This is a genomic window from Streptomyces sp. NPDC008163, from assembly GCF_042956885.1.
GTDB lineage: Bacteria > Actinomycetota > Actinomycetes > Streptomycetales > Streptomycetaceae > Streptomyces > Streptomyces drozdowiczii_A.
This window is the reverse complement of sequence record NZ_JBIBHG010000011.1, coordinates 322,174-344,017: the sequence shown is the minus strand read 5'-3', so window position 1 is coordinate 344,017 and position 21,844 is coordinate 322,174. Positions and strand designations below refer to the sequence as shown.

At 73.3% G+C, this 21,844-nt stretch carries 21 protein-coding genes; 11 read left to right on the top strand and 10 right to left on the bottom strand.

What is annotated here, in order from left to right; genetic code table 11:
• Window positions 1–60 precede the first annotated feature (60 nt).
• The 4 genes from ACFZAT_RS24970 (at window position 61) to ACFZAT_RS24955 (ending at window position 3,452) form a co-directional block, all read left to right on the top strand.
• Window positions 61–414 carry a hypothetical protein gene (locus tag ACFZAT_RS24970; RefSeq protein ID WP_391267230.1) on the top strand — a complete coding sequence of 118 codons (354 nt, stop codon included), beginning with the start codon at window positions 61–63 and terminating at the stop codon, window positions 412–414.
• A 202-nt stretch (window positions 415–616) separates the two neighbouring features.
• The gene (locus ACFZAT_RS24965) at window positions 617–1,150 is read left to right on the top strand and encodes a hypothetical protein (RefSeq protein WP_391267228.1); all 534 of its coding nucleotides are present in this window, start codon (window positions 617–619) and stop codon (window positions 1,148–1,150) included.
• 74 nt (window positions 1,151–1,224) lie between these two features.
• Window positions 1,225–2,331, top strand: a complete 1,107-nt coding sequence (locus ACFZAT_RS24960) for a SpoIIE family protein phosphatase (protein WP_391267225.1) — start codon at window positions 1,225–1,227, stop codon at window positions 2,329–2,331.
• Between the two features lie 107 nt (window positions 2,332–2,438).
• Window positions 2,439–3,452, top strand: a complete 1,014-nt coding sequence (locus ACFZAT_RS24955; protein ID WP_391267222.1) for a right-handed parallel beta-helix repeat-containing protein — start codon at window positions 2,439–2,441, stop codon at window positions 3,450–3,452.
• Here the strand turns inward: ACFZAT_RS24955 and ACFZAT_RS24950 are convergent.
• The 4 genes from ACFZAT_RS24950 to ACFZAT_RS24935 form a co-directional block, all read right to left on the bottom strand.
• On the bottom strand, window positions 3,362–4,255 hold the full coding sequence (locus ACFZAT_RS24950; RefSeq protein ID WP_391267220.1) for an ATP-binding cassette domain-containing protein: 894 nt from the start codon (window positions 4,253–4,255) through the stop codon (window positions 3,362–3,364). The genes ACFZAT_RS24955 and ACFZAT_RS24950 overlap by 91 nt on opposite strands.
• A complete protein-coding gene (locus ACFZAT_RS24945; protein ID WP_391267217.1) occupies window positions 4,252–5,325 on the bottom strand; it encodes an iron chelate uptake ABC transporter family permease subunit in 1,074 nt (357 codons plus the stop codon). The genes ACFZAT_RS24950 and ACFZAT_RS24945 overlap by 4 nt, the downstream gene beginning before the upstream one ends.
• Window positions 5,322–6,326 carry an iron chelate uptake ABC transporter family permease subunit gene (locus ACFZAT_RS24940; protein ID WP_391267214.1) on the bottom strand — a complete coding sequence of 335 codons (1,005 nt, stop codon included), beginning with the start codon at window positions 6,324–6,326 and terminating at the stop codon, window positions 5,322–5,324. Before ACFZAT_RS24940 ends, ACFZAT_RS24945 begins: the two co-directional genes overlap by 4 nt.
• 79 nt (window positions 6,327–6,405) lie before the next feature.
• Window positions 6,406–7,449 carry an ABC transporter substrate-binding protein gene (locus ACFZAT_RS24935; protein ID WP_391267210.1) on the bottom strand — a complete coding sequence of 348 codons (1,044 nt, stop codon included), beginning with the start codon at window positions 7,447–7,449 and terminating at the stop codon, window positions 6,406–6,408.
• A gap of 166 nt (window positions 7,450–7,615) precedes the next feature.
• Here ACFZAT_RS24935 and ACFZAT_RS24930 point away from each other — a divergent pair, with 166 nt between their 5' ends.
• The 5 genes from ACFZAT_RS24930 to ACFZAT_RS24910 all read left to right on the top strand — a co-directional run bounded on the left by ACFZAT_RS24930 (window position 7,616) and on the right by ACFZAT_RS24910 (window position 12,739).
• Entirely contained in the window at window positions 7,616–8,356 is a 741-nt protein-coding gene (locus tag ACFZAT_RS24930; protein WP_391267207.1) for an SDR family oxidoreductase, read from the top strand.
• Window positions 8,357–8,399: 43 nt separating this feature from the next.
• Window positions 8,400–9,029: a TetR/AcrR family transcriptional regulator C-terminal ligand-binding domain-containing protein gene (locus ACFZAT_RS24925; RefSeq protein ID WP_391267203.1), complete on the top strand. Its 630-nt coding sequence runs from the start codon at window positions 8,400–8,402 to the stop codon at window positions 9,027–9,029.
• A 182-nt stretch (window positions 9,030–9,211) separates the two neighbouring features.
• The gene (gene crtI / locus ACFZAT_RS24920) at window positions 9,212–10,765 is read left to right on the top strand and encodes a phytoene desaturase family protein (RefSeq protein ID WP_391267201.1); all 1,554 of its coding nucleotides are present in this window, start codon (window positions 9,212–9,214) and stop codon (window positions 10,763–10,765) included.
• Window positions 10,752–11,735, top strand: coding sequence for a squalene/phytoene synthase family protein (locus ACFZAT_RS24915; protein ID WP_391267198.1), 984 nt, complete (start codon window positions 10,752–10,754; stop codon window positions 11,733–11,735). Before crtI ends, ACFZAT_RS24915 begins: the two co-directional genes overlap by 14 nt.
• 14 nt (window positions 11,736–11,749) lie before the next feature.
• On the top strand, window positions 11,750–12,739 hold the full coding sequence (locus ACFZAT_RS24910) for a DUF5914 domain-containing protein (RefSeq protein ID WP_391267274.1): 990 nt from the start codon (window positions 11,750–11,752) through the stop codon (window positions 12,737–12,739).
• 6 nt (window positions 12,740–12,745) lie between these two features.
• Here ACFZAT_RS24910 and ACFZAT_RS24905 read toward each other — a convergent pair whose 3' ends face one another.
• From ACFZAT_RS24905 to ACFZAT_RS24885, 5 genes are all read right to left on the bottom strand, one after another.
• Window positions 12,746–14,299 carry an FAD-dependent oxidoreductase gene (locus tag ACFZAT_RS24905; protein WP_391267196.1) on the bottom strand — a complete coding sequence of 518 codons (1,554 nt, stop codon included), beginning with the start codon at window positions 14,297–14,299 and terminating at the stop codon, window positions 12,746–12,748.
• Window positions 14,296–15,030, bottom strand: coding sequence for a class I SAM-dependent methyltransferase (locus ACFZAT_RS24900; protein ID WP_391267193.1), 735 nt, complete (start codon window positions 15,028–15,030; stop codon window positions 14,296–14,298). The genes ACFZAT_RS24905 and ACFZAT_RS24900 overlap by 4 nt, the downstream gene beginning before the upstream one ends.
• Window positions 15,027–16,226, bottom strand: coding sequence for a lycopene cyclase family protein (locus tag ACFZAT_RS24895; protein WP_391267190.1), 1,200 nt, complete (start codon window positions 16,224–16,226; stop codon window positions 15,027–15,029). Before ACFZAT_RS24895 ends, ACFZAT_RS24900 begins: the two co-directional genes overlap by 4 nt.
• A complete protein-coding gene (locus ACFZAT_RS24890) occupies window positions 16,223–17,473 on the bottom strand; it encodes an FAD-dependent oxidoreductase (protein ID WP_391267186.1) in 1,251 nt (416 codons plus the stop codon). The genes ACFZAT_RS24895 and ACFZAT_RS24890 overlap by 4 nt, the downstream gene beginning before the upstream one ends.
• Window positions 17,474–17,602: 129 nt before the next feature.
• Entirely contained in the window at window positions 17,603–19,717 is a 2,115-nt protein-coding gene (locus tag ACFZAT_RS24885; RefSeq protein ID WP_391267182.1) for a cellulose binding domain-containing protein, read from the bottom strand.
• Between the two features lie 194 nt (window positions 19,718–19,911).
• Here ACFZAT_RS24885 and ACFZAT_RS24880 point away from each other — a divergent pair, with 194 nt between their 5' ends.
• Both ACFZAT_RS24880 and ACFZAT_RS24875 read left to right on the top strand, forming a co-directional pair.
• Window positions 19,912–20,121, top strand: a complete 210-nt coding sequence (locus ACFZAT_RS24880; RefSeq protein WP_391267181.1) for a hypothetical protein — start codon at window positions 19,912–19,914, stop codon at window positions 20,119–20,121.
• A 47-nt stretch (window positions 20,122–20,168) separates the two neighbouring features.
• Entirely contained in the window at window positions 20,169–20,885 is a 717-nt protein-coding gene (locus ACFZAT_RS24875; RefSeq protein WP_391267179.1) for a gamma-glutamyl-gamma-aminobutyrate hydrolase family protein, read from the top strand.
• Between the two features lie 12 nt (window positions 20,886–20,897).
• Here the strand turns inward: ACFZAT_RS24875 and ACFZAT_RS24870 are convergent, their stop codons facing one another.
• Window positions 20,898–21,689: a hypothetical protein gene (locus ACFZAT_RS24870; RefSeq protein ID WP_391267177.1), complete on the bottom strand. Its 792-nt coding sequence runs from the start codon at window positions 21,687–21,689 to the stop codon at window positions 20,898–20,900.
• Between the last annotated feature and the right edge of the window lie 155 nt (window positions 21,690–21,844).

Genomic DNA, 21,844 nt, shown 5'->3' with positions numbered 1-21,844 from the left:
CGGCGGCGGCGGGCATGCCTGGCACCGACTCGCAGGACTACAGAAAGAGGACGATCCCCGGTGTCTCTTCGCTCTCTCACCAAGGCCGTCGGCGCGGCGGCCGGCGCGGCCGTGCTTCTCGTCGCCGTGCCCGGTTCGGCGTCGGCCGCGACCGGTCAGTTCCGGTACTCCTACACCACCGAGGACGGGTACGACGCCGTCGGCTTCCTCAACAACCCCGAGAGCGGCCGGTGCGTCAACCTGGACGCGCCCGCCTCCGTGCCGGGGGCCGCTTCCCGGGCGCCCAGGAATCTGACGGACGCGACCGCCATCGTCTTCCTCGACGCCGACTGCGCGGGCGACACCTATTACGTCCTGCCGCCCGGCAAGGGCGCCTCCGACCGACTGCTGCTGAGGTCGGTCGTCTTCTCCTGAGCCGGCGTGCCGAGGGGCTGTGTCCGGATGTCACGGGCACAGCCCCTCGGCCTGCCGCGCCGATGAGTTCCCGGGGTGGGCCGGTCTGCACATGTATGAACCTGGATTGTCGCGCGCATGACGATCATCCCGAAAGGGGACAGTTACGTCACCCGGCCGCGCGGCGGACATCCCGGGGGACCGATCCTCCGAGGAGAACATCATGCGCACCATCGCCGCGTCCCTGGCGGGGGCCCTGGCTCTCGCCGGCGCCCTCGTCACCGCCGCCCCCGCCTCGGCGGACGAAACGAGCCCGCTGCTGTGCACGGGCTCCGTCACCGTGGACTACTCCCCGCCGCTCGGCCCGCTCCCCCGCGCCACCTCGCAGAGCGTCACGGAGAAGCTCGGGACGGCCGGTGGCGGCAGTTGCGGCGGCCCCTTCGCCTCCGGCACCGCCCACACCGTCTTCGACCAGGAAGTCAGCTGCCTCGCCCAGGGACTCGGCGACACCCTCGTGCAGAACGTCGTGACCTACCACTGGTCCGACGGGCGGACGAGCACCATCACCTACCCCGTCACCACCGTGGTCCACGCGGTGAACCAGGAGATCGTCACCTCCACCGGCACTGTCACCGCCGGCTACGGCGTGGGCTCGGTGTCCGAACGCGTCGCCGTCTACCCGAGTCTCAGCCTCCTGGACTGCCTCGGCTCCACCATCACCCAGCAGACGGGACTGCTCACCGTCACCCTTCTCTGACACAGCGCGCCCCGCCCGGCCCGGCCCGTGCGTCTGCCGGTGCGGGCCGGGCGGGTGCGGTGTAAAGAGGAGACATGGCGCAGCACGCCGAAAGACGCCGCCGGCCGCTGCGAGCGGGCCGGGCACTGCTCGCTGTCCCCATCGGCTGGATCATCGCGGTCTTCCTGGTGGACATATTCGCACCGCCCGACATCCATCTGGGCCCGCTGCTCGTGGCGGCCCCGGCGATCACCCCCTCGATCGGAGGCCCCCGGGCGGTCGGCTTCGTGGCCGCGCTGGCGGTGATCGCGCAGACGGCGGTCGGGGTGCTGCGCGATCCGGACGAGCTGCTCTCGGCCAACCACGAGGCGCAGATCGTCGCCCTGGCCCTGGTCGGGGTGTGCCTCGTGGTCTTCTGCGTGCTGCGGGAGCGCCGCGCCCGGGAGCTGGAGCAGGTGCGGTACGTCTCCGAGGCGGTCCAGCGGGTGGTCCTGCCCCCGCTGCCCCGGCGGCTCGGGCCGCTGCGCGCTGCCTCGCTCTACCTCGCGTCGGAGGCCGAGGCGCAGATCGGCGGGGATCTGTACGCGGCGGCGCGTACCGAGTCGGGGACGCGGCTGATCATCGGTGACGTCCGGGGCAAGGGGGTCAGCGCGGTCAGCGACGCGGCGCTGCTGCTCGGCGCGTTCCACGCCGCGGCCCGGCACCGGGTGAGCCTGGACGAACTGGTCGCCTATCTGGACGAAAGCGTGTCCTGGGGACTGCCCGAGCCGGACGGGCCCGGGGAGTCGTTCATCACCGCCACCGTGCTGGACATCCCCGACCGGCACGACCGCGTGCACATGGTCTCCTGCGGGCATCCCCCGCCGGTCGTCCTGCGCGACGGCCGGCCGCAGACGGTGGACGCCGCGTCGCCCGCTCCCCCGCTGGGGCTGGGGGCCCTGTCGCGGCCGCGCTATCACATCGACAGCTTCCGGTTCGTCCCCGGCGACCTCCTGCTGCTGTACACCGACGGTGTCACCGAGGCCCGTGACGCCTCGCGCGCCTTCTACCCGCTCGCGGAACGCGTCACGGGGTGGGCCGAGGGCGACCCCGACTCCTTCATCGACCGCTTCCGCGACGATCTGCTGCGGTACGTGGGCGGGCAGCTGGACGACGACGCGGCCATGATCGCGATCGGATACGAGGCCATGCCCCGGACCTGACTCCGGTAACGCCCGAACCGGCTCCCCCTTGACGGCACCCTTGGTCCAGTCCAATCTGGGGCACTCCGCGATTTGTTGTGCCCCTGCCAAGACGGTGAGGTCTCGCCATGCTTCACAGCCCTTCCCCCTCCGGCCGGTCCGGGCGTCCCATTCGGCGCACCGCCGTGGCCGCCGTGCTCGTCGGCGCCGGTCTGCTCTCCGCCCCCGGTGCCGCCTCGGCCGCGAACGGGAGCGCCGACGCGGCGGCGGTCAGGGTGACGAACGGAAAGGAGCTCAAGGCCGCGCTGGCCGCCGCCGTTCCGGGGCAGACGATCGAGCTGGCGGACGGCTCCTACTCGGGCAACTTCAAGATCACCCGGGGTGGCACCGCGAGCGCGCCGATCACCCTGACCGGCTCGCGGGCCGCGGTCCTCACCACTCCCTCGGGCGGCGGGAACGGCATCCAGCTCACGGGCGCGCCCTACTGGGTGATCCGGGGCATCACCGTCACCGGCGGCCAGAAAGGCATCATGATCGACGCGTCCGACCATGTCGTGGCCGACTCGGTGGAGATCCACCACACCACCATGGAGGGCATCCACTTCCGGACGTCGAGCGGCTACGGGGTCGTACAGAACTCCTTCATCCACGACACGGGCCTGTCGGGCAACGGAATGGGCGAAGGTGTGTACGTCGGCACGGCGAACACCCTCACGGACGCCAGCGACCACGTCCGCATCGTCGGCAACGTCATCGGGCCCGGCATCGGCGGCGAGAACATCGACGTCAAGGAAGGCACCACCGGCGGTCTGATCTCCGGGAACACCTTCGACGGCGACGGCCTCACCGGGGCCAACTACGACGATTCCTGGGTCGACATCAAGGGCAACGGCTACACGGTCGAGAACAACCGGGGCACCGGCACGACCAACGACGGCTTCCAGACCCACACCCAGGACCCGGGCTGGGGCTGCGGCACGGTCTTCCGGAACAACACCGCCGACCTGACCGGCGCCACGGGCCCCACCCGCTTCGCCATCGACATCACCAACTACTCCTCGGGCTGTCCCGCCACGGTGACCTCGGACAACCGGGTGACCGGCGGAGCCGGGCTGGTCAACCCGGGCGTCCCCGTCACCTGACCGTCCCCGGCGGGCCGCCACGGGGCGCCGGGCACCACCAGGGGGCTGCCCGTGACCGGGTCGGGGACGACGGTCGCGTCGAGACCGAAGACCGTGCGGACCAGACCGGAGGTGACGACGCCGGACGGCGGCCCCTGGGCGACGATCCGCCCGTCGCGCATGGCGACGAGGTGGTCGGCGTAGCGCGCGGCCTGGTTGAGGTCGTGGAGTACGGCGACGACGGTGCGGCCGCGCTCGTGGTTGAGGCGGCGCACCAGGTCGAGCACCTCCACCTGGTGGGCGATGTCGAGGTAGGTGGTCGGCTCGTCCAGCAGAAGGATCTCGGTCTCCTGCGCCAGGGCCATCGCGATCCACACGCGTTGCCGCTGGCCACCGGAGAGTTCGTCCACCGAGCGGTCGGCGAGCGCGCCGGTGCCGGTGTGCTCCAGAGCCTCCGTGACGGCGCGTTCGTCGGCCTCGGACCACTGCTGCCACCATTTCTGGTACGGCTGACGGCCGCGCGCCACCAGGTCGGCGACCGTGATGCCTTCGGGCGGGACGGGGCTCTGCGGAAGCACGCCGATGGTCCGGGCGATCCGGCGGCCGGGCAGCCCGGCGAGCTCCGCGCCGTCGAGCAGGACGGATCCGCCGCTGGGCTTGAGCAGCCGGCCCAGGGCGCGCAGCAGTGTGGACTTGCCGCACGCGTTGGGTCCCACGATGACCGTGACCTGCCCGTCCGGGATCTCCAGGTCCAGTCCGTCGACGACGGTGCGGTCCTCGTACGCCAGCGTCAGGGACCGGGCGGCGAGTCGGCTGCGGGTCATGAGGTGCCTCCGGAACGGCTGCGGCCGCGCGCGATCAGCCACATCAGGTAAGGGGCGCCCACCGCTGCGGTGAGGACGCCGACGGGGAGTTCGACGGGTGAGAACAGACGCCGCGCCAGCAGGTCCGCGACCACGACGACCAGGGCCCCGGTGAGCGCCGAGGACAGCAGCGGAGTGTGTGGCGTACGGGAGAGCCGGCGGGCGATCTGCGGTGCGAGCAGGGCCACGAAGTCGACGGGGCCGGATGCGCCGGTGGCCACGGAGGCCAGCACGATGCCGAGGACGGTCAGGCCGAGCCGCACCCGGTCCAGCCGGATGCCCAGCGCGACCGCTGTGTCGTCGTCCAGGGACGCCCCGCCCTGGGCCCTGGCCGCCCACAGCACCGCGGGGATCGCCAGGAGCAGGACCGTCGCGAGCGGTGCGGCCTCCTCGTAACCCCGGCTGTTGAGCGAACCGGTGAGCCAGACCTTCGCCTGCTGGGCGACGAGGTAGTCGCCCTTGGTGAGGAACAGCTGCGTCAGCGAGCCGAGCGCGACGGAGACCCCGATGCCGATGAGCACGAAGCGCGCGGCGTGCATGCCGCGTCGCCAGGCGAAGGCGTACACCAGCAGCGCCGCCGCCAGGCCGCCGGCGACGGATACGTAGGGCAGCGCGGTGTAGCCGGCCAGGCCGAAGCTCATCGCCGCGACCGTCGCGGCGCCCGCCCCGTGGGTCACCCCGATGATGTCGGGGCTGGCCAGGGGGTTGCGGGCCACGGTCTGGATCAGCGCGCCGGCCATCCCGAAAGCGAGCCCGGCCAGCAGTCCGACGGTCAGACGCGGCAGCCGCAGGGTGCCGACGACGAACGTGTCGGGGCTCGGCCTGCTGAGCAGGACGTCCACGACCGACCCGGGCCGCACGAAGGACTCGCCGACGCACAGGTACGCCACCACGGCGGCCAGCAGCAGTACGGCGAGCGCGACGGCCACGAGAGCCGCTCTGCGGTGGACGAGGAAGCTGGCGCGTCCCGGGCGCAGCACGGTGTGCCCGGCCGGGCGCACCCGGGGCGCGGCCGGTGCGGTGCGGTTCATGCGGCGACCACCGCCCTGCGCCGTACGAGCGCGATGAGAAACGGGACACCGAGCAGCGCGGTCATCACGGCGACCGGCACCTCCGAGGGCGGGAACACGATGCGGCCGAGCACATCGGAGAGCAGGATCATCACCGGCCCGAGCACGGCCGCCACCGGCAGTACCCAGCGGTGCGCGGTGCCGACCAGGGCGCGCGCGATGTGCGGAACGGCCAGACCGGTGAAGGCGATCGGGCCGGCGGCGGCGACCGCGGCGCCGGTCAGCACGGTCGCCGCCGCCGCGCCGCCCACCCGCAGCAGGCCCACGTTGTGGCCGAGCCCCTTGGCGGCCTCGTCGCCGAGGGCGAGCGCGTCCAGGCCGCGGGCCAGGACCGCACTCAGTACGAGTCCGGCCAGGACGAACGGCCAGATCTGGGCGATGACTTCGGGGCCCCGGCCGTCGATGGAGCCGACCTGCCAGAACCGGAACTCGTCCAGGGCGCGGGCGTCCGTGGTGACGACCGCGGAGACCACCGCGCCCAGGAGGGCGTTCATCGCGGCGCCGGAGAGCGCGAGCTTCACGGGTGAGGCGCCGCGGTAGCCGCCTGCGGCGACGGCGTAGACCGCGACGGCGGCCAGCGCGGCACCGGCGAACGCGAACCAGATGTAGCCCGTGAGGGTGTGCACCCCGCAGAAGGTGAGGGCGCACACCACGCCGACCGACGCCCCCTGGCTGACGCCGAGGATGCCCGGTTCGGCGATCGGGTTGCGGGTGATGCCCTGCATCATGGTGCCCGCCACCGCGAGCGCGGCGCCGGCGAGGATGCCGATGACGGTGCGCGGGACGCGCATGGCCCTGACCACCTGGGCGTTGTCGCTGCTGCCGCCGTGCAGCAGTGCCGAGACGGCCTCGCCGGGCGCGACCGCCCGGCTGCCCACGGCGAGGCTCAGCAGTACGGCGACGAGCAGCAGTGCCAGACACGTCGTCAGGTGGACGAGGCGGCGCCGATTCGTTCGCGCCATGTGCCGCACTCACTTTCCTTGTTTGCGGGGTGCTGCCCCGGACCTTGCGGGTGCTTCCGCGGACGGAGAGCGTGCCGCCTCAGCTGGTGAGGTACTTCTCCAGGTCGTCCAGGACGGTGTCGGCCGCGGTGACACCGAGTCCGAGGTACCAGGTCTCGTCCGGTACGTCGTAGGCATGGCCCTTCTTGACGGCGTTCAGGTTCTTCCAGAGCGGGTTGCGCTGGACCTCGCTCTTCTGGGTGGCCTTGGGGCTTCCGTACACGCCGGTGAAGATGTAATCGGCGTCGGCCTGGTCGATGTTCTCGGCGCTGATCTCGGTCGCCAGGTCGGCGATGTCCTGGTTCTCGGGCCGGGGGATGCCGATGTCCTTGAGGATGGTGCCGATGAAGGAGTCGTTGCCGTAGAGGCGGATCTTGCCCTCGGTCATGTAGCGCAGCATGGACACGGTCGGCTTGTCGGCGCCCAGCCGGGCCGAGATCTCCTTCGTCCTCGACTCGTAGGCGGCGAGCTTCTTCTCGGCCACGGCGGTCTTGTCGAGGGCGGCCGCGTTGAGGAGGTAGTTCTCCTTCCAGGTGAAGCCGGGTCGGATGGAGAAGACGGTCGGCGCGATCTGCGACAGCTCGTCGTAGGACTTGGCGGCGCGCAGCTGGCTGCCCAGGATGAGGTCGGGCTTGAGCGCTGCGATGGCCTCCAGGTTGAGGCTGTTGATGGTGCCGACGTTCGCCGGCTTGCCCGCGTGGCCCTTGAGGTAGCCGGGCAGTTCGGGAGAGCCCTCGCTCGGGGCGAGGCCGACCGGCTTCACGCCGAGCGAGACAACGTTATCGAGCTCGCCCACATCGAGGACGACCACGCGTTCGGGGCGGTGCTCGACCACGGTCCTGCCCATGGCGTGGCGGATGGTCCGCGGCCACTGGCCGGGCTTGGCGTCCGTGCCCATCGCGGCGGTCTCCGCTGCCGCGTCCCCGAAGTCCTTGCCTCCCTGGGCCACCGACTTCGAATCCTTGGCCGCCCCGGAGGCGGCGGATCCGTTCGCCTGGCCGCCGTCGCTGCCGCAGGCCGACAGCGAGGCCAGGGCGACCAGGACGACGCAGGCCGCGGCCAGACCGTGCTTTCGGAAAAGCATGAGGTACTCCCAGAGCATTGCTTGTTCAGCATTAAACCGTTAGGTAAGGCACACCTTATATGCCACCCACCTCGGCGGTTCACCCACCCCCATATGGACGCCGCGTTCATATGATGCTTATATGGACGTGACGTTCATATAGCCGTGGACCAGCGAGGAGACCTTCATGAACACGCCCACATCCGACCGCGTCGCCCTCGTCACCGGCGGTTCCGGCGGCATCGGCCGCGCGGTGGCGCAGCGGCTGGCCGAGGACGGAATCCCGGTCGCCGTCCACTACTCCGGAAACAGGGCGAAGGCGGAGCAGACCGTCGCGGCCATCACCGCGTCCGGCGGCCGGGCGCTCGCCGTGGGCGGCGATGTCGCCGACGAGGACGCGATGCGCGCCGCTTTCGAGACCGTGGGGGCCGCGTTCGGTGGCCTGGATGTCGTGGTCAACACGGCCGGCATCATGATCCTGGCCCCGGTCGAGACCTTCGACCTCGCCGAGCTGGACCGTATGCACCGCACCAACATCCGCGGCACGTTCGTCGTCTCCCAGCAGGCCGCGCGCACCGTGCGCCCCGGCGGCGCGATCATCAACTTCTCGACCTCCGTGGTCCGCACCCAGTTCCCCGAATACGGCGCGTACGTGGCCAGCAAGGCCGCCGTGGAGGCCATGACGCTCGTCCTCGCCAGGGAGCTGCGCGGCCGCGACATCACGGTCAACGCCGTGGCGCCCGGCCCCACCGCCACTCCCCTCTTCCTCCGGGGCAAGGACGAGGACACCGTGGACAGGCTCGCCAAGGCGGCCCCACTGGAACGCCTGGGCCGGCCGGAGGACATCGCCGAAACCGTCGCGTTCCTCGCGGGCCCCGCCCGCTGGATCAACGGCCAGGTGCTGTACGCCAACGGCGGCCTCGCGTGATCACGGCCGCGGCCCCCTTCCTTCTACGATCAGGAGCAGCGACGTGCCGGACGCGGCGAGGGGCCCCGGCGGGCCGAGGGGCAGAGGCCGGGGTCGACGCCCGGCGGACGAGGTCCGGGCCGAAGTCCTGGACGCCGTCGGGCATTTGCTCCTGACCGAGGGGATGTCCGGGCTCAGCTACGAACGGGTCGCCAAGACCTCGGGCGCCAGCAGGACCACCCTGTACAAGTGGTGGCCCTCCATCGGGGCACTCGCGCTCGACGGGTACTTCCACGCCGCCGAGGACACGCTGGCGTTCCCCGACACCGGGGACATCCGCGCCGACCTCCTCACCCAACTGCGCGCGTTCGCCCGCCTGATGACCCGTACGCCCGGCGGACGCGTCCTGACCGAGCTCATCGGCGCCTCGCAGACCGACCCCGGACTCGCCGACGCCTACCGGAAGCTGTACTCGGCGCACCGCCGCCGCCTCGCGGGCGAACGCCTCCAACAGGCCCGGGCGGCGGGCCAGATCCGTGCGGGCATCGATGTGCGGGTCCTGGTGGACCAGCTGTGGGGCGCCGTGTACCACCGCCTCCTGATCCCCGACGAACCCGTCACCGACGCATTCGTCACGGCGCTCGTCACCAACCTGCTCGACGGGGTCGCCGCCCGCCCGGAGGGCGACGGGTGATCGGCGCTCGGGACGTACGCCGACCGGAGGACACGCGGGGCGACACGCCGTCCTGATCGTCGCATTCGGCGGTGGCCGGGGTGAGATCGGCCGATACACGTTCCGGCAGGAGGCCGGCGTGCGTGCCGAACGCGAGCGAAGAGGGGGCCGCGCATGCCCGGACCGCCGGACGGGGAGGCCGGATGAAGGGCGTGCCGGGCCCCACGGGCCATGTCGTCGTGGTGGGCGCGGGGTTGTCCGGGCTGGCCTGTGCCCTGCATCTGCTGGGGGCGGGCCGCCGGGTCACCGTGGTCGAACGGGATGCCGGTCCCGGCGGCCGGGCGGGGCGGACGCGGCTGGGCGGGTTCGCGATCGACACCGGTCCCACCGTCCTGACGATGCCGCATCTGGCGGACGAGGCGTTCGCCGCCGTGGGCGACAGCCTGTACCGCCGGGTCGAGCTGACGGCCCTGCACCCCGCCTACCGGGCCTGCTTCGCGGACGGGTCCTCGCTGGACGTGCACACCGAAGGCGAGGCCATGGAGGCGGAGGTGCGGCGCTTCGCCGGGCCCGCGGAGGCGGCGGGCTACCGCGACCTGCGGAGGTGGCTGGAGCGCCTGTACCGGGCGCAGATGAGCCGCTTCATCGACACGAACTTCGACTCGCCGTTCGGGCTGCTGCATCCCGATCTGGCCCGGCTCGCGGCGCTGGGCGGGTTCGGACGGCTGGACGGCCGGATCGGCCGCTTCCTCTCCGACGAACGCCTGCGCCGCGTCTTCTCGTTCCAGTCGCTGTACGCCGGTGTGGCTCCGGCCAGAGCGCTCGCGGCCTACGCCGTGATCGCCTACATGGACACCGTGGCCGGCGTCTGGTTCCCGAAGGGCGGGATGCACGCGCTCCCCCGGGCCATGGCCGACGCGGCGACGGACGCGGGCGCCGACCTGCGGTGGGCGGCCGAGGTGAGCGCGCTGGAGCGTTCGGCGGGGCGGGTACGGGCCGTGCGGCTGACCTCCGGCGAGCGCATCGCCTGCGACGCGGTGGTGCTGACCTGCGAACTGCCCACCGCGTACGAGCTGCTGGGGCACCGGCCCCGGCGCCCGGTCCGGCCGCGCCACGCGCCGTCCGCCGTGGTCCTGCACGCCGGCACCGACCGCACCTGGCCGCACCTCGCCCACCACACCCTCTCGTTCGGCGCCGCCTGGGAGCGGACGTTCGAGGAGCTGACGCGCACCGGCGCGCTGATGAGCGACCCCTCGCTGCTGATCACGCGCCCCACGGCGCACGACCCGTCGCTCGCGCCCCCGGGCCGTCATCTGCACTACGTCCTCGCCCCCTGCCCCAACACCACGACCGGCCCCCCGGCCACCGCGTGGGCGGATCTCGGCCCGCGCTACCGCGACACCCTGGTCCGCGAACTCGAACGCCGGGGCCTGGACGGCTTCGCGGACAGCATCGAGGAGGAGCTTCTGGTGACCCCGCTCGACTGGACGGCCCGGGGCCACTCCGCCGGCAGTCCGTTCTCCCTGTCGCACACCTTCGCCCAGACCGGTCCCTTCCGTCCGCGCAACCTCGTGCGGGGGACGGAGAACGCGGTGCTGGCGGGGTGCGGCACGACGCCGGGTGTCGGCGTGCCGACGGTGCTCATCAGCGGCAAGCTGGCCGCCGCCCGGATCACCGGTGTCGCCGGGCCCCGTCCCCGCCGGGCACGCACCGGCGCGTCCCCTCTGGTCGGGGCAGGTGCCGATGACCCGTCGTGAACTGGACGCGGCCGGCATCACCGACCCCGGGCTGCGCACCGCGTACGCCCGGTGCCGGCAGCTGAACGCCCGCCACGGCCGTACCTACTTCCTCGCCACCCGGCTGCTGCCTCCCGAGCGGCGCTCCGCCGTGCACGCCCTGTACGGCTTCGCCCGCTGGGCCGACGACATCGTCGACGACCTGGACCGGCACCGGTCGCCCGCGGAGCGCGACCGGCTGCTGCTGCGCCTCGAACGCGATCTGGCGCACGGGCTGCGGACCGGCACCGGGGACGAACCGGTGGTCCGGGCCGTGGCCGACACCGCCGAGCGGTACGGCATCGGCCACGAACTGTTCGCCGACTTCATGGCCTCGATACGGGCCGACCTGACCGTCACCCACTACCCCACCTATGCCGACCTGCAGACATACGTGCACGGTTCGGCCGCGGTGATCGGTCTGCAGATGCTGCCGGTGCTCGGTACGGTCGTGCCCCGGCAGGAGGCCGAGCCGCACGCGGCCGCGCTGGGGGTCGCGTTCCAGCTCACCAACTTCGTACGGGACGTGGGCGAGGACCTCGACCGGGGCCGCGTCTACCTGCCCGGAGACCTGCTGTCCTCCCACGGCGTGGACCGGGCACTGCTGGAGTGGAGCCGGCGCACCGGGCGCGAGGACGCCCGCATCCGGGCCGCGCTGGTGGCCGCGGCGGAGCTGACGCGCGGGGTGTACCGGACGGCGGAGCCGGGCATCGGCATGCTCGACCCCCGGGTGCGCCCCTGTATCCGCGCGGCGTTCACCCTCTACGGCGGAATCCTCGACGCGGTCGCCGAGCAGGACTACCGCGTCCTGCACCGGCGTGCGGTGGTCTCCCGGCGGCGGCGCGCCGCGACGACCGCCGCCGGCGTGCTGCGCGTGGCGGCGGCCAGGTGGCGGGCGCGCGGCCGGACGGTGGCGCAGGGTGCGGCCGGGCGGAAGGAGCCGGTGCGGTGACCCGGCGGAACGGGATGCGGTGGTCGCCGCCGCTGCGGCTGCGGGGTTCCGGCCCCGGCTGGGCGGCGCAGGAGCCGACGTGGCGCGAGGCGCGGCCGGGGCTCGTCGCCGGGGCGCTGAAGCGGGCGACGACCCGCCCGTCCGGCAACTGGTACGTGGTGGGCGCCTCACGCGACGTGCGCGTCGGGGAGCGCCCGTACGGCCGGACGGTCGGCGGCACCGAGGTCGTGCTGTGGCGGACACAAGGCGGTGGGCTGCGCGCCGGGTCCGGTGTCTGCCCGCACCTGGGTGCACCGCTGCGGGACAGCCGGGTCGTGTGCGGGACGCTGGTGTGCCACTGGCACGGACTCGCCCTGGACGGCGCGCCGTTCGCGGGCTGGCAGCCGTTCCCGGTGCACGACGACGGCCTACTCGTGTGGGTGCGCCTTGACGAGGTGGGCGGCGAGAAGCCCACCGACCGTCCCGTGGTGCCCGTGCGGCCGGCGCGCGGTGGCGCGGTGGACGCGGTGTTCACGGCGGTCGGTCGGTGCGAACCGCAGGACGTGGTGGCCAACCGGCTCGACCCGTGGCACGGTTCGTGGTTCCACCCGTACTCGTTCATCGATCTGTCGGTGGTGCGGGAGCCGGAGGGCGACGGGGACGACGCGTTCGTGGTCGATGTGTCCTTCCGGGTGGCGGGGCGCCTGGTGGTGCCGGTGCGGGCCGAGTTCACGGCGCCGGGACCGCGCACCGTCGTCATGCGCATCACGGACGGCGAGGGCGCGTCCTCCGTGGTGGAGACGCACGCGACACCCCTGACCCGCCCGGATCACGAGCGCCCGCGCACCGCCGTCGTCGAGGCGACCGTCGCCGCGTCGGACCGGCCGGGCTTCGCGCTCGCCCGGGCCGTCGCCCCGGTGCTGCGGCCACTGATGCGCCGTACCGCCGGGCGGCTGTGGGTGGACGACCTGGCATACGCGGAGAGGCGCTGGGCGCTGCGCAGCACCGGGCGCTTCCCGGGCTGAGGCGTTTCAGGCACGCCGTGCGGCGGCGAGCGCCCGGAGTGCGCGGGAGCGGCCTCGCCGGGGCACCGTCCACAGCACCTGGCCCCGCACGCCCCGGTCGGCGAGCAGGGCATTCGCCGCCAGGAAGCCCGTGGTGGCGGCCCGTTCCATGAGGGCGACGGGCAGGTCGCAGCGGATCGCGTCCCCGGCGAGGGCGAGCCAGGGGTGCGGGGTGCGCACGGTGGGGCGCAGGGGGTACGTGCCGGCCTCGAAGAGCGGGCAGTCGGCGCGCCATTCGTGCCGGGAGTCGACCACGCGCGCGTCGCGGGTCTCCGGGTACACGCGGTGCAGCCGGTCGATCAGCCGTTCCTGGACCTCCTTGTGTTCGGCGCCGGGATCGACGGCGTACGCGTGCAGTTCCACGACGGAGCCCCCGGTGCGCGCGGCCCAGCGGGCGGCCTCGCCCTCGTAGCGTTCCAGGACGCTGATGTTGTCGAGGCCGTCGTAGCCGCTGGTGCCGAGGAAGCCTGGCCGGTCCGCGCGCACGGGGCGGTCGAGCCAGAGCCGCGAGACGAGGAAGGGCGGTGCGGTGCGCAGGGCGGCGATCCCGTCGCGCCAGGGGCCGGTGCCGAGGCCGGGCGACGCGGCCACGGTGTGCCGCAGGCCCTCGGTGTCGAGGGCGAGCACCACGGCGTCGTGCCGGTGGGCGCCGGTACCGGTGTGTACGTGGGCCCCGCCGCCGTCACGAGGGGCGATGCGGTGAACGGGCGTCCCGGTCCGGATGACCGCGCCCAGGCTTACGGCGTACCCGGCGAGCGGTTCCCAGAGCGCCTGCGGGAAGGGCTCGGCCGGTACGTCGAAGAGCAGGCCCTCGGAAGAGCCGAGGAAGTAGATGTGGAACATCAGGAGCAGCTCGGCGGCGGACAGCCGGTCCGGGTCGGCGAAGAAGCTGCGCGAGAACACCTCGAACGCCAGATGGTGAGCGGCCTCCGGGAAGCGCACGCTCTCCAGGAAGGCGGTGGCGCCGACACGGTCGAAGCGCTCGTACACCTCGGGCACCCGGACGTCGAGGAGCGGGAGCGCGGCGCGTGGGTCCATGGCGGCCAGGTCCCGCCATCCGAAGGTGGGGCTGAGCGCGACGAAGCCGAGCGCGCTGAAGGGCGGTGTCCTCGGCACCCGGGCGAAGCTGTCGGTCAGGCCGCCGCTGTGCCGCAGGGGGTAGTCGGGCAGTGGGACGAGGCGGGCGAGGGCGGGGTCGGTACGCCGGAGCAGGCCGCGCAGGTTGTAGTACTGGCGGAAGAACGCGTGGAAGCCGCGGGTCATCGTCACCGGTGAGCCGTCGGCCAGTACGGTGCGGTGGCCGGAGAGGCGGCCGCCGAGTGCGTCGTCCTTCTCGTACAGGGTCACCCGGGCGCCGCGCTCGGCCAGCAGGGTCGCCGCGGCCAGGCCGGCGATTCCGCCGCCGACGACGGCGACGGACGGTTCGTCACCTCGTCGGAAGCGTGGTGCGCCCGGTGCGGGCAGGAGGACTTCGGCCTTGCGGTCGCGGCCTCGTCGGGCGGCGGGGGGTCGGGCGTTCACGGGGCGTGCTCCGGTGTCGGGGCCGGGTGGCCGTCGCGGGCGAGGAAGGTGTGCACGATGCCCGTCTGCCATCCGGCGACGGGGGCGATCCGCACCGAGGTCAGACCGGCCCGGGCGAGCCGGCGGGCGAAGACGGGCGCGGTGTCGAAGGAGAGGACGCTGCGCCAGAGATGGCGGTAGAGGGTCCGGTCGCCGGTGAGCGTGCCCGCCGGGATGATCACGCCGTGGCAGACCGCCGTCCACAGCGCGCGGTGCGCCCGGGACCCGCTGAGGCTGTACTCGTGTGCGGCGAAGCGTCCGCCCGGCGCCAGCAGGGTCCGTACGGAGCCGAGGACCGCGTCCGGATCGGTGACGTTGCGGAACAGGTAGGCGGCGAAGACCGCGTCGAAGGGGCCTTCACCGGCCGTGGCCAGCTCCTCGGCGGTCAGATGGAGGAAGCGCACACGGGCCGGCCAGGGCTTGGCCAGGGCGCGGCGCAGCATGCCCGCCGACGCGTCCACGGCGGTGATCCTGGCCAGGGGCGCGGCGGTGAGCAGGGCGCGGGTGGAGGCGCCGGTGCCGCAGCCGAGGTCGAGGAGGTGCAGTCCGGCACCGCCGCCGGGGAGGCGGAGGCGGCGGGCCGAGCGCAGCAGGTCGGTGCGGTAGCCGGGGTTGAGCGAGGTCAGGCCGTCGTAGGCGCGGGAGGCGTGGTCGAAGGCGTGGGCCAGGTCGTGGTCGCGCAGCAGGGTCATCGGTGGCTCTCTCCGTCTGAGGCGGCGGACCGGGTCCGGCGCGGGAGGAAGGCAAGTTCGGCGGCGGTGGCGAGCATGGGCCGGATGGGGGTGCGGAGCCCGATGCCCCACTCCTCCCGGAGCGAGGCCGTGCCGTCGAGGAACCTCAGCAGCCGTTCGGCCGGGACCCGGCGGAACAGGCCGGTGAAGAAGTCCGGGCCGTCGATCCGGCCGGTGTCCAGTGCGCGGAGCACGATCGCGTCCATGGCGAGCGCCCGCCGGCCGTGGGGGGCGGGGACGGCCTCCCTCCCGTCGCGCAGGGCCGCGGCGATGGCCCGGCTCTGCCGTTGGACGGCGGCGAAGGTGTAGCCGGTGGACGGGCGGGTGGCGCCGCCCGCGGTGCCGATCCGGAACACGGACGGCCCGGCGCGGTGCGGGAAGCGGGCGTCGGTCATCGGAATGACGCCCTGCTCCGTACGCTCCACCGTGAACGCGCCGAGCCGGAGGACGTCGCGGCAGTAGTGGCCGAGCGCCGACTCGTACGCCTCGGTGGTCAGCGGGCGGCGGGAGAACTCGGTGTACTCCACGAGCGCCCGGTCCGGGCTCAGCGGCAGCACGTAGCCGAAGGCCAGTCCGTGGGCGGGCCGGGGGACGCGGAAGTCCATCAGGTCGGCGACCCCGGGATCGAACCGGGCGGCGGAGGTGCGGACGAACCAGCCCCGGAAGTGCTGGAGCAGCCGGGTGCGCGCGGGCGGCAGGGCGGGCAGGGGCCGGGAGTCGAACACCCGACGGGCGCGCACGTTCACCGCGGAGCCGTCCGGCAGCGTGCAGCGGACCTCCGCGCCGCCGGGCACCCCGCGCACCGTGTCCGCCGTCGCCCGCAGCACCCGGCCGCCGTCCGCCCGGGCCAGCCGGCCGTGGACCATGCGCTCGAAGTCGGCGGAGCGCACCATCCGGTAGGTGAAGGGGGCCGGTTCGACGGTGACGGGGCGGCCGTCGGCGCCGTGCACCCGCAGCACGGACCAGGACGCGCTGACGGCTTCGTCGAGGCCGTCCGGCTCCGCGTGCCAGTAGCACCAGGTCCGCTCCGCCGGGCGCGCCGGGCCGTCCGGCGGCTCGATCACGGTCACGGTGGCGGCGCGGGTCTCGGCCAGACGGTGCGCGAGGCTGAGGCCGGCCGCGCCGCCCCCGACGACGGCCACGTCGCAGCGGCTCATGCCCGGCGCGCCAGGTCCGCCGCCACCTCCCGGGCGGCCCGGGTCCCCGAGGCGAGGGCGCCCTGGACGGAGCCGGTGGCCCGGTGGTCCCCGCACACGTAGCGGCCCGGGCCGACGCGGGTGGTGCGGCTCAGCGGCCAGGGCGGGCGCATGGCGGGCAGGGCGCCCTCGACCGTGTAGGCGGCGATCCGCGTCCAGCCGCTGGTGTCGGTGGCGTACAGGTCGGCCAGCCTCCGCAGCACCGCCTGCGCCCGGCCCGGGAGGTCGGCGCCCAGGACGGAAGTGGAGATCAGCGCGGTGCCGGGAGGGGCGTACGTGGGGGCGACCTCGCTGAGTACGCAGGTGTTCACGACGGGCCCGGTGCTGTCCACGAGCAGCGTCGGTTCGGCGAGCGGGGTGCGGTCCGTGGCGTGGTAGTACGTCGTGACGGTGCGGGTGTCCGGCACGGTCAGGTCCGGCAGCAGGCGGGCGGCGGCCGCCGGTTCCGTCGCCACCACGACGATGCTCGCGGGGACTTCGCTCCCGTCCTCCAGGGCGACGCCCGTGTCGGTGATCCCGGCGACGGGGGTGCCGAGCCGCAGTACGCCGTCGGGGAGGCTCTGGGCGAGCTGGTGGGGTACGGCGCCGATGCCCTGGGCGGGCAGGCACAGCGTCCCGCGCACCATGCTCCGCCAGACGAGGTGGAAGAAGCGGGCGGAGGTTTCGAGGCCGTCCTCCAGGAACACCCCTGCCAGGAACGGGCGGAGCACGCCGGTGATCGCGTCGTCCGACAGGCCGGCCCGGAACAGCGCCGCCGAGGTCGTCTCGTCGCGGCGGCGCCGGACGGAGGAGGCGGGCAGCATCGCGTCGCGTGCCGTGAGTGCCGCCAGTACGCCCAGATCGCGGGCGGAGAGGACCCGGCCCGGCAGCAGGGCGCCCACCGCGCCCTGTTCGCGCGTCGGGTCGGCGAGGCGGACGGGGCCGGTACGGGTGTGGGCGATGATCCCCGCGGTGAACGGCCGCAGGCGCAGGCTCCTCAGCTCCAGGCGCCGCTTCACCTGCGGATACGAGGTGTTGAACACCTGGAAGCCGCGGTCGAGCAGGAAGCCGTCCCGGCGGTCCGTGCGCATCCGGCCGCCCACCGAGTCGGAGGCCTCCAGGAGGGCCACCTTCAGTCCGGAGCGGCAGAGATCCAGCGCGCAGGCCAGTCCGGCCAGTCCGGCTCCGACGACGACGGCGTCCGTGGGCCGGCGGTGCTCGTCGGTCATGTCGCTCCTCGCCCCGGCGGTCATTCGGTCCAGCCGACCACGTTCGGCGGGCCGATGCGAGGAGCCACGCATGTGCGGACCGGGTGACGTGAGGGGAGCCCCGGGCGGGGGGCTCCCCTCACGTGGGCGTCAGCCGCCCGAGCAGACCGCGCCGTTCAGGCGGAAGACGGCCGGGTCGGGGTTGGGGCCGTCGTTGGCGCCGACGAACCCGAAGGAGGCGGTCGACCCGCCGTCCGGCGCCAGCGGGCCCGCGCCGTCGGGAGCGGTGACCCGCACATGGGAACCGGTCTGGTGGAACGTGGCGTTCCAGCCGGAGTCCACCGCCTGGCCGGTGGTCGGCCAGTCCCAGTCCACCGTCCAGCCCGTGATCGGGGTGGACGCCAGGTTCCGCACGGTCACGGTGGTCACGAAGCCGTTGCCCCAGCTGGAGTCACGGTGGTACGTCACCGAGCAGACCGCGTCCGCCGGGGTGCCGGTGGTGAAGGTCAGGGGCGAGGACGGGCCGGAGAGCCGCCCCGCCGAGTCGGCGGCCAGCACGTTGACCGTGTGGGTGCTGCCCGGCGGCAGGTTCCGCAGGGTGACGGAGGTGCCGGTGGTCTCGCCGATCAGGCGGGTGTGGGCGCCGTCGCGCTCCTGGACCAGGTAACGGGTCGCGCCCGTCGCACCGTCCCAGCTGAGGCGCGCGGTGGTGTCGGTGACCGCGTCCGGGCGCGGGGTGCCCGGGGTGCTCGCGGCCGAGGCGGCGGGGCCGGTACCGGCCTTCGGTGCGAGGGTCACGGTGAGCAGGGCGTACGGCGGCACCGTGACCCGGGTCGCGGCCGCGTCGCCGCCGGTGACCTCGGTGATGTCGCTGTCGCCGCGTGCGTAACGGCTGACCTCGGGCGCGGTGGCGGAGGGGGTGAAGCCGGCGTAGTCGAGGGCGACGGTACGCGCGGTGTCCGGGTCCTTGTTGACGAGCATGACGCTCAGCCGGCCGTCGTCGCGGAGCACGGCGTGGGCCGAGACGTCCTGCGCGGAGGACTCGGCGGCGACCATCGTGTCGCCCGCGGTGCCCAGTCGGGCGGTCATCTTCATGCCGTAGTACGGGTGGAACGGGGTGTTCGGTGCCGGTTCGCAGACGTCGCCGGTGCAGGCTCCGCTGGACAGCATGCCCATGTCGCCGTAGTCGGTCTCCCCGTCGACGGTGGTGATCTCGCCGCCGCCGTTGTGGGTGTTCCACCAGTCGACGTTGAACACGCCGTTCTCCAGCGCGGTCATGAACGCGTCGGCGGCGAACAGGCCGTTGGGGCGGGCGGTGAGCCGGGCGCCGCCGGTGTTGGTGTTGATCTCGGTGAGCGCGATCCCGATGTCGGGTGCGTGCGCGCCGGCGACCCGGTCGATCTGGCCGCGGACTTCCCGGAGTTCACCGGGCAGCTTGGCCAGCCTCGACAGGGCCGCGTCGGCGGTGGTGTCCGAGCCGCCCGCGTACCAGTGGACGCTGACGAAGTCGATGACGTCCGCGACCGCCGGGAGCACGGTGTGGTTCCAGTCGCCGGAATCGCCGTCGCCGACGACGCCGTCGGGCCACTCCCCCGGGCTGGTGAGGACCGCGCCGATCTTCACCGTGGGGTCGACGGCCTTCATCGCGGCCGCGTAGGCCCGCACCTCGCGCGCGTACTCCTGCGGGCTCTTGTCCTCGTGCTCGTCGTTCTCCCAGCCGCTGCCGTAGTGGCCGTTGCCGTAGATCTCGTTGCCGATCTCCCAGTACTTCGCGCCGTACTTCTTGGTGACGTTCGCGTACCTGACCCAGCCCGCCGCCTCCTGCGGGGTGCCGGAGCCGTAGTTGGCGATGAGGATCGGCTGTGCCCCGGCGGCGCGGACGGTGCCCATGAAGGCGTCGAAGCCGGTGCCCGGGGCGACGTAGCCGCCGGGTGCCGTGTGCGTCTCCCAGTGGTAGATGTCCGCGTACGAACCTCCCGGGTAGCGCATCACCCCGACGTCGGCCGCCGTCATCAGGTCCGCCACTTCGGGGTCGTTCATGTGCGCGTCCCAGATGGCGGTGTTGACCCCGCGGGCGGCGCCGGTCAGCGTGCCCAGCGACGCCTGGGCGTTGACCTGTACGGCGACGTCCGCGTCGGCGGCGGCCCGCGGTGCGGCGGGGGCCGCGCCGGTCAGCGAGGCCAGCACGGCGAGCGAGGCGGCCAGGACGGCGGCGGCGCGTGCGAGGTGGCGGGGACCTTGCGGGGATCTGTGCGTTGGCGCCATGGGTGATCCTTCCTGGGATCTCGGCGGCACGGCGGATGGAGCGAGGTGTGGGAGCGCTCCCATCATGGGGAGGGTGTGACGCCCTGTCAACGGCGGTGTCACGCGAGGGAAGTGCGCCGAATGGGGGCTTCCGGAGCGGCCCCGGTCTTCTCTACTGTCGATCACCGGCTCATCCGGACCTTCTGGGAGATCACATGAAGCCTCAGACCTTGTTCTGCCATACGTGCGATTCCGACGAGATGCACCGGCCCCTCACGGACGAGGAGAAGAGCTGGCTGAGAGGTGAGACCGGACGCGCGAAGGTGGACGAGTTCTTCATGTGCGAGGCGCCGACCTGCCGCAATGTCCGCAGCGGGTACGTCAAGCGCCCGTTCCGTCCCGTCATCCGCATTCCGGTGCCGTGACCTGTCCGGGCCGCTCGGGCCGCCCTCGACGAGGAGGTGAACGTGCCGTGTCCGTCCTGGTCGTGCAGAACACCGCACGCGGGGGTCCCGGGCGGGTCGGTGCCTGGTTGGATGCGGCGGGAATCGGCCTGCGGGTGCTGCGCCCGTACGCCGGTGAGGCGCTGCCCTCCGCACTCGGAGGCCGCCCGCTCGTCGTGCTGGGCGGCGGCTTCCTCCCCGACGACGACGCACACGCGCCCTGGCTCGCCGCCACCCGCCGCCTGGTGGGGCAGGCGCTGGCGGACGGCACACCGATGGTGGGGATCTGCCTGGGCGGGCAGATGCTCGCCCAGGTGGCGGGCGGGACGGTGCGAGGCGCGTACGGGGAGCCGGAGTTCGGCAGCACGACCATCCGGCTGCGGCCCGAGGCCGCGCACGACCCGCTGTTCTCGGAGCTGGCCGGGACGGTGCCCGCCATCGAGCGGCACGTCGACGCGATCACCCGCCTCCCGGCGGAGGCGGTCTGGCTCGCGTCCAGCGACAGCTGCCCGTACCAGGCGTTCAGGGTGGGCGAGCGGGCCTGGGGCGTGCAGTTCCACCCCGAGGCGGAGGCCCGGAGCATCGCCGCGTGGGACCGCGACCGGCTGACCGCCCAGGGCTTCGACCGGGACCGGCTGCACGCTCGGGCGGTGGCCGACGAGAAGGCCGCCGTCGCGGCGTGGTCCGCCTTCACCGGACGGTTCGCGTCCGTGTGCCGTTCCACGGGGCGGGCAGGTCAGCCGTAGGGGCGGGTGTGTTCAGCGCCGCTCGTTCGCGTAGACGAACGCCGCGCAGTGCTCGTCCACGTCCTTCCGGCCGTGCCGGGCCCGCAGTGAAAGGTCCGAGGCCAGTCTCCGCGCGAGCTCCCGGGCCTCGCCCTGCGGCGCCGACCCTTCCGCGTACTCCAGAAGCGTACGCAACGCGTGCAACTCGCCGCTGCGGAAGACCATCTCGACGACCTCCTGCTCCTCCGCCGCCAGAGCGCTCAGCACACGCTTCCCGTACGCGTCGGCGCGCCGGCGCGCGAACCGGCGCTCATGATCCGGGACTTGCTCCGCGCCCTCGTACGCCTCGAAGACCGCGAGCCGCTCCAGCAGCTCCCCCGGCTCCGTGTGCGACGTGCGATAGAAGGGCCGGTCCTCGCTGCCCGCGAAGTCCGGGTCCAGTCGGACCTCGGAGAAGAACGCGGCGACCCGGCCGGGTTCGGGCGTCAGGCCGCCGCCCATCCAGCGGGCGGACTCGTGCAGACTCTGGCCCGAGCCCTCGGGTATGCGGAAGAAGCACCAGCCCGACACACCGCACCACAGCAGCCCCGCGTCCCGGCCCCCGCCGAAGGCCGCGTGGCAGAATCCGTCGGTGAACTCCACGCTCCCTTCCACGTCCGCGCCGAAGTCGTCCTGGCTGTCGTCGTCGTAGTCCCCGTACGCCGAAATCGCGGCCACGGGCAGCCCTTCATCGAGGAGTCGGCTCGCCACGGCCGCCATGTAATGCCCGATAGCGGCTTCGAGCTCGTCCCTCACCCGCTGAGCGTCTTCCTGATCGCCAGTCATGCCTGCTCTTCCCCTATTGCCCGGATCGCGGTTCCGCTTCAAAGCCGTTCCCCGAGATCGGGCTCGTACACAGCGGGCCATGTGCGCAAACGACCGGACCGCCTCCAGAAGAGCACGGGACCTACGGGCGCCTGGCGGCCATCGCCCCCATGACC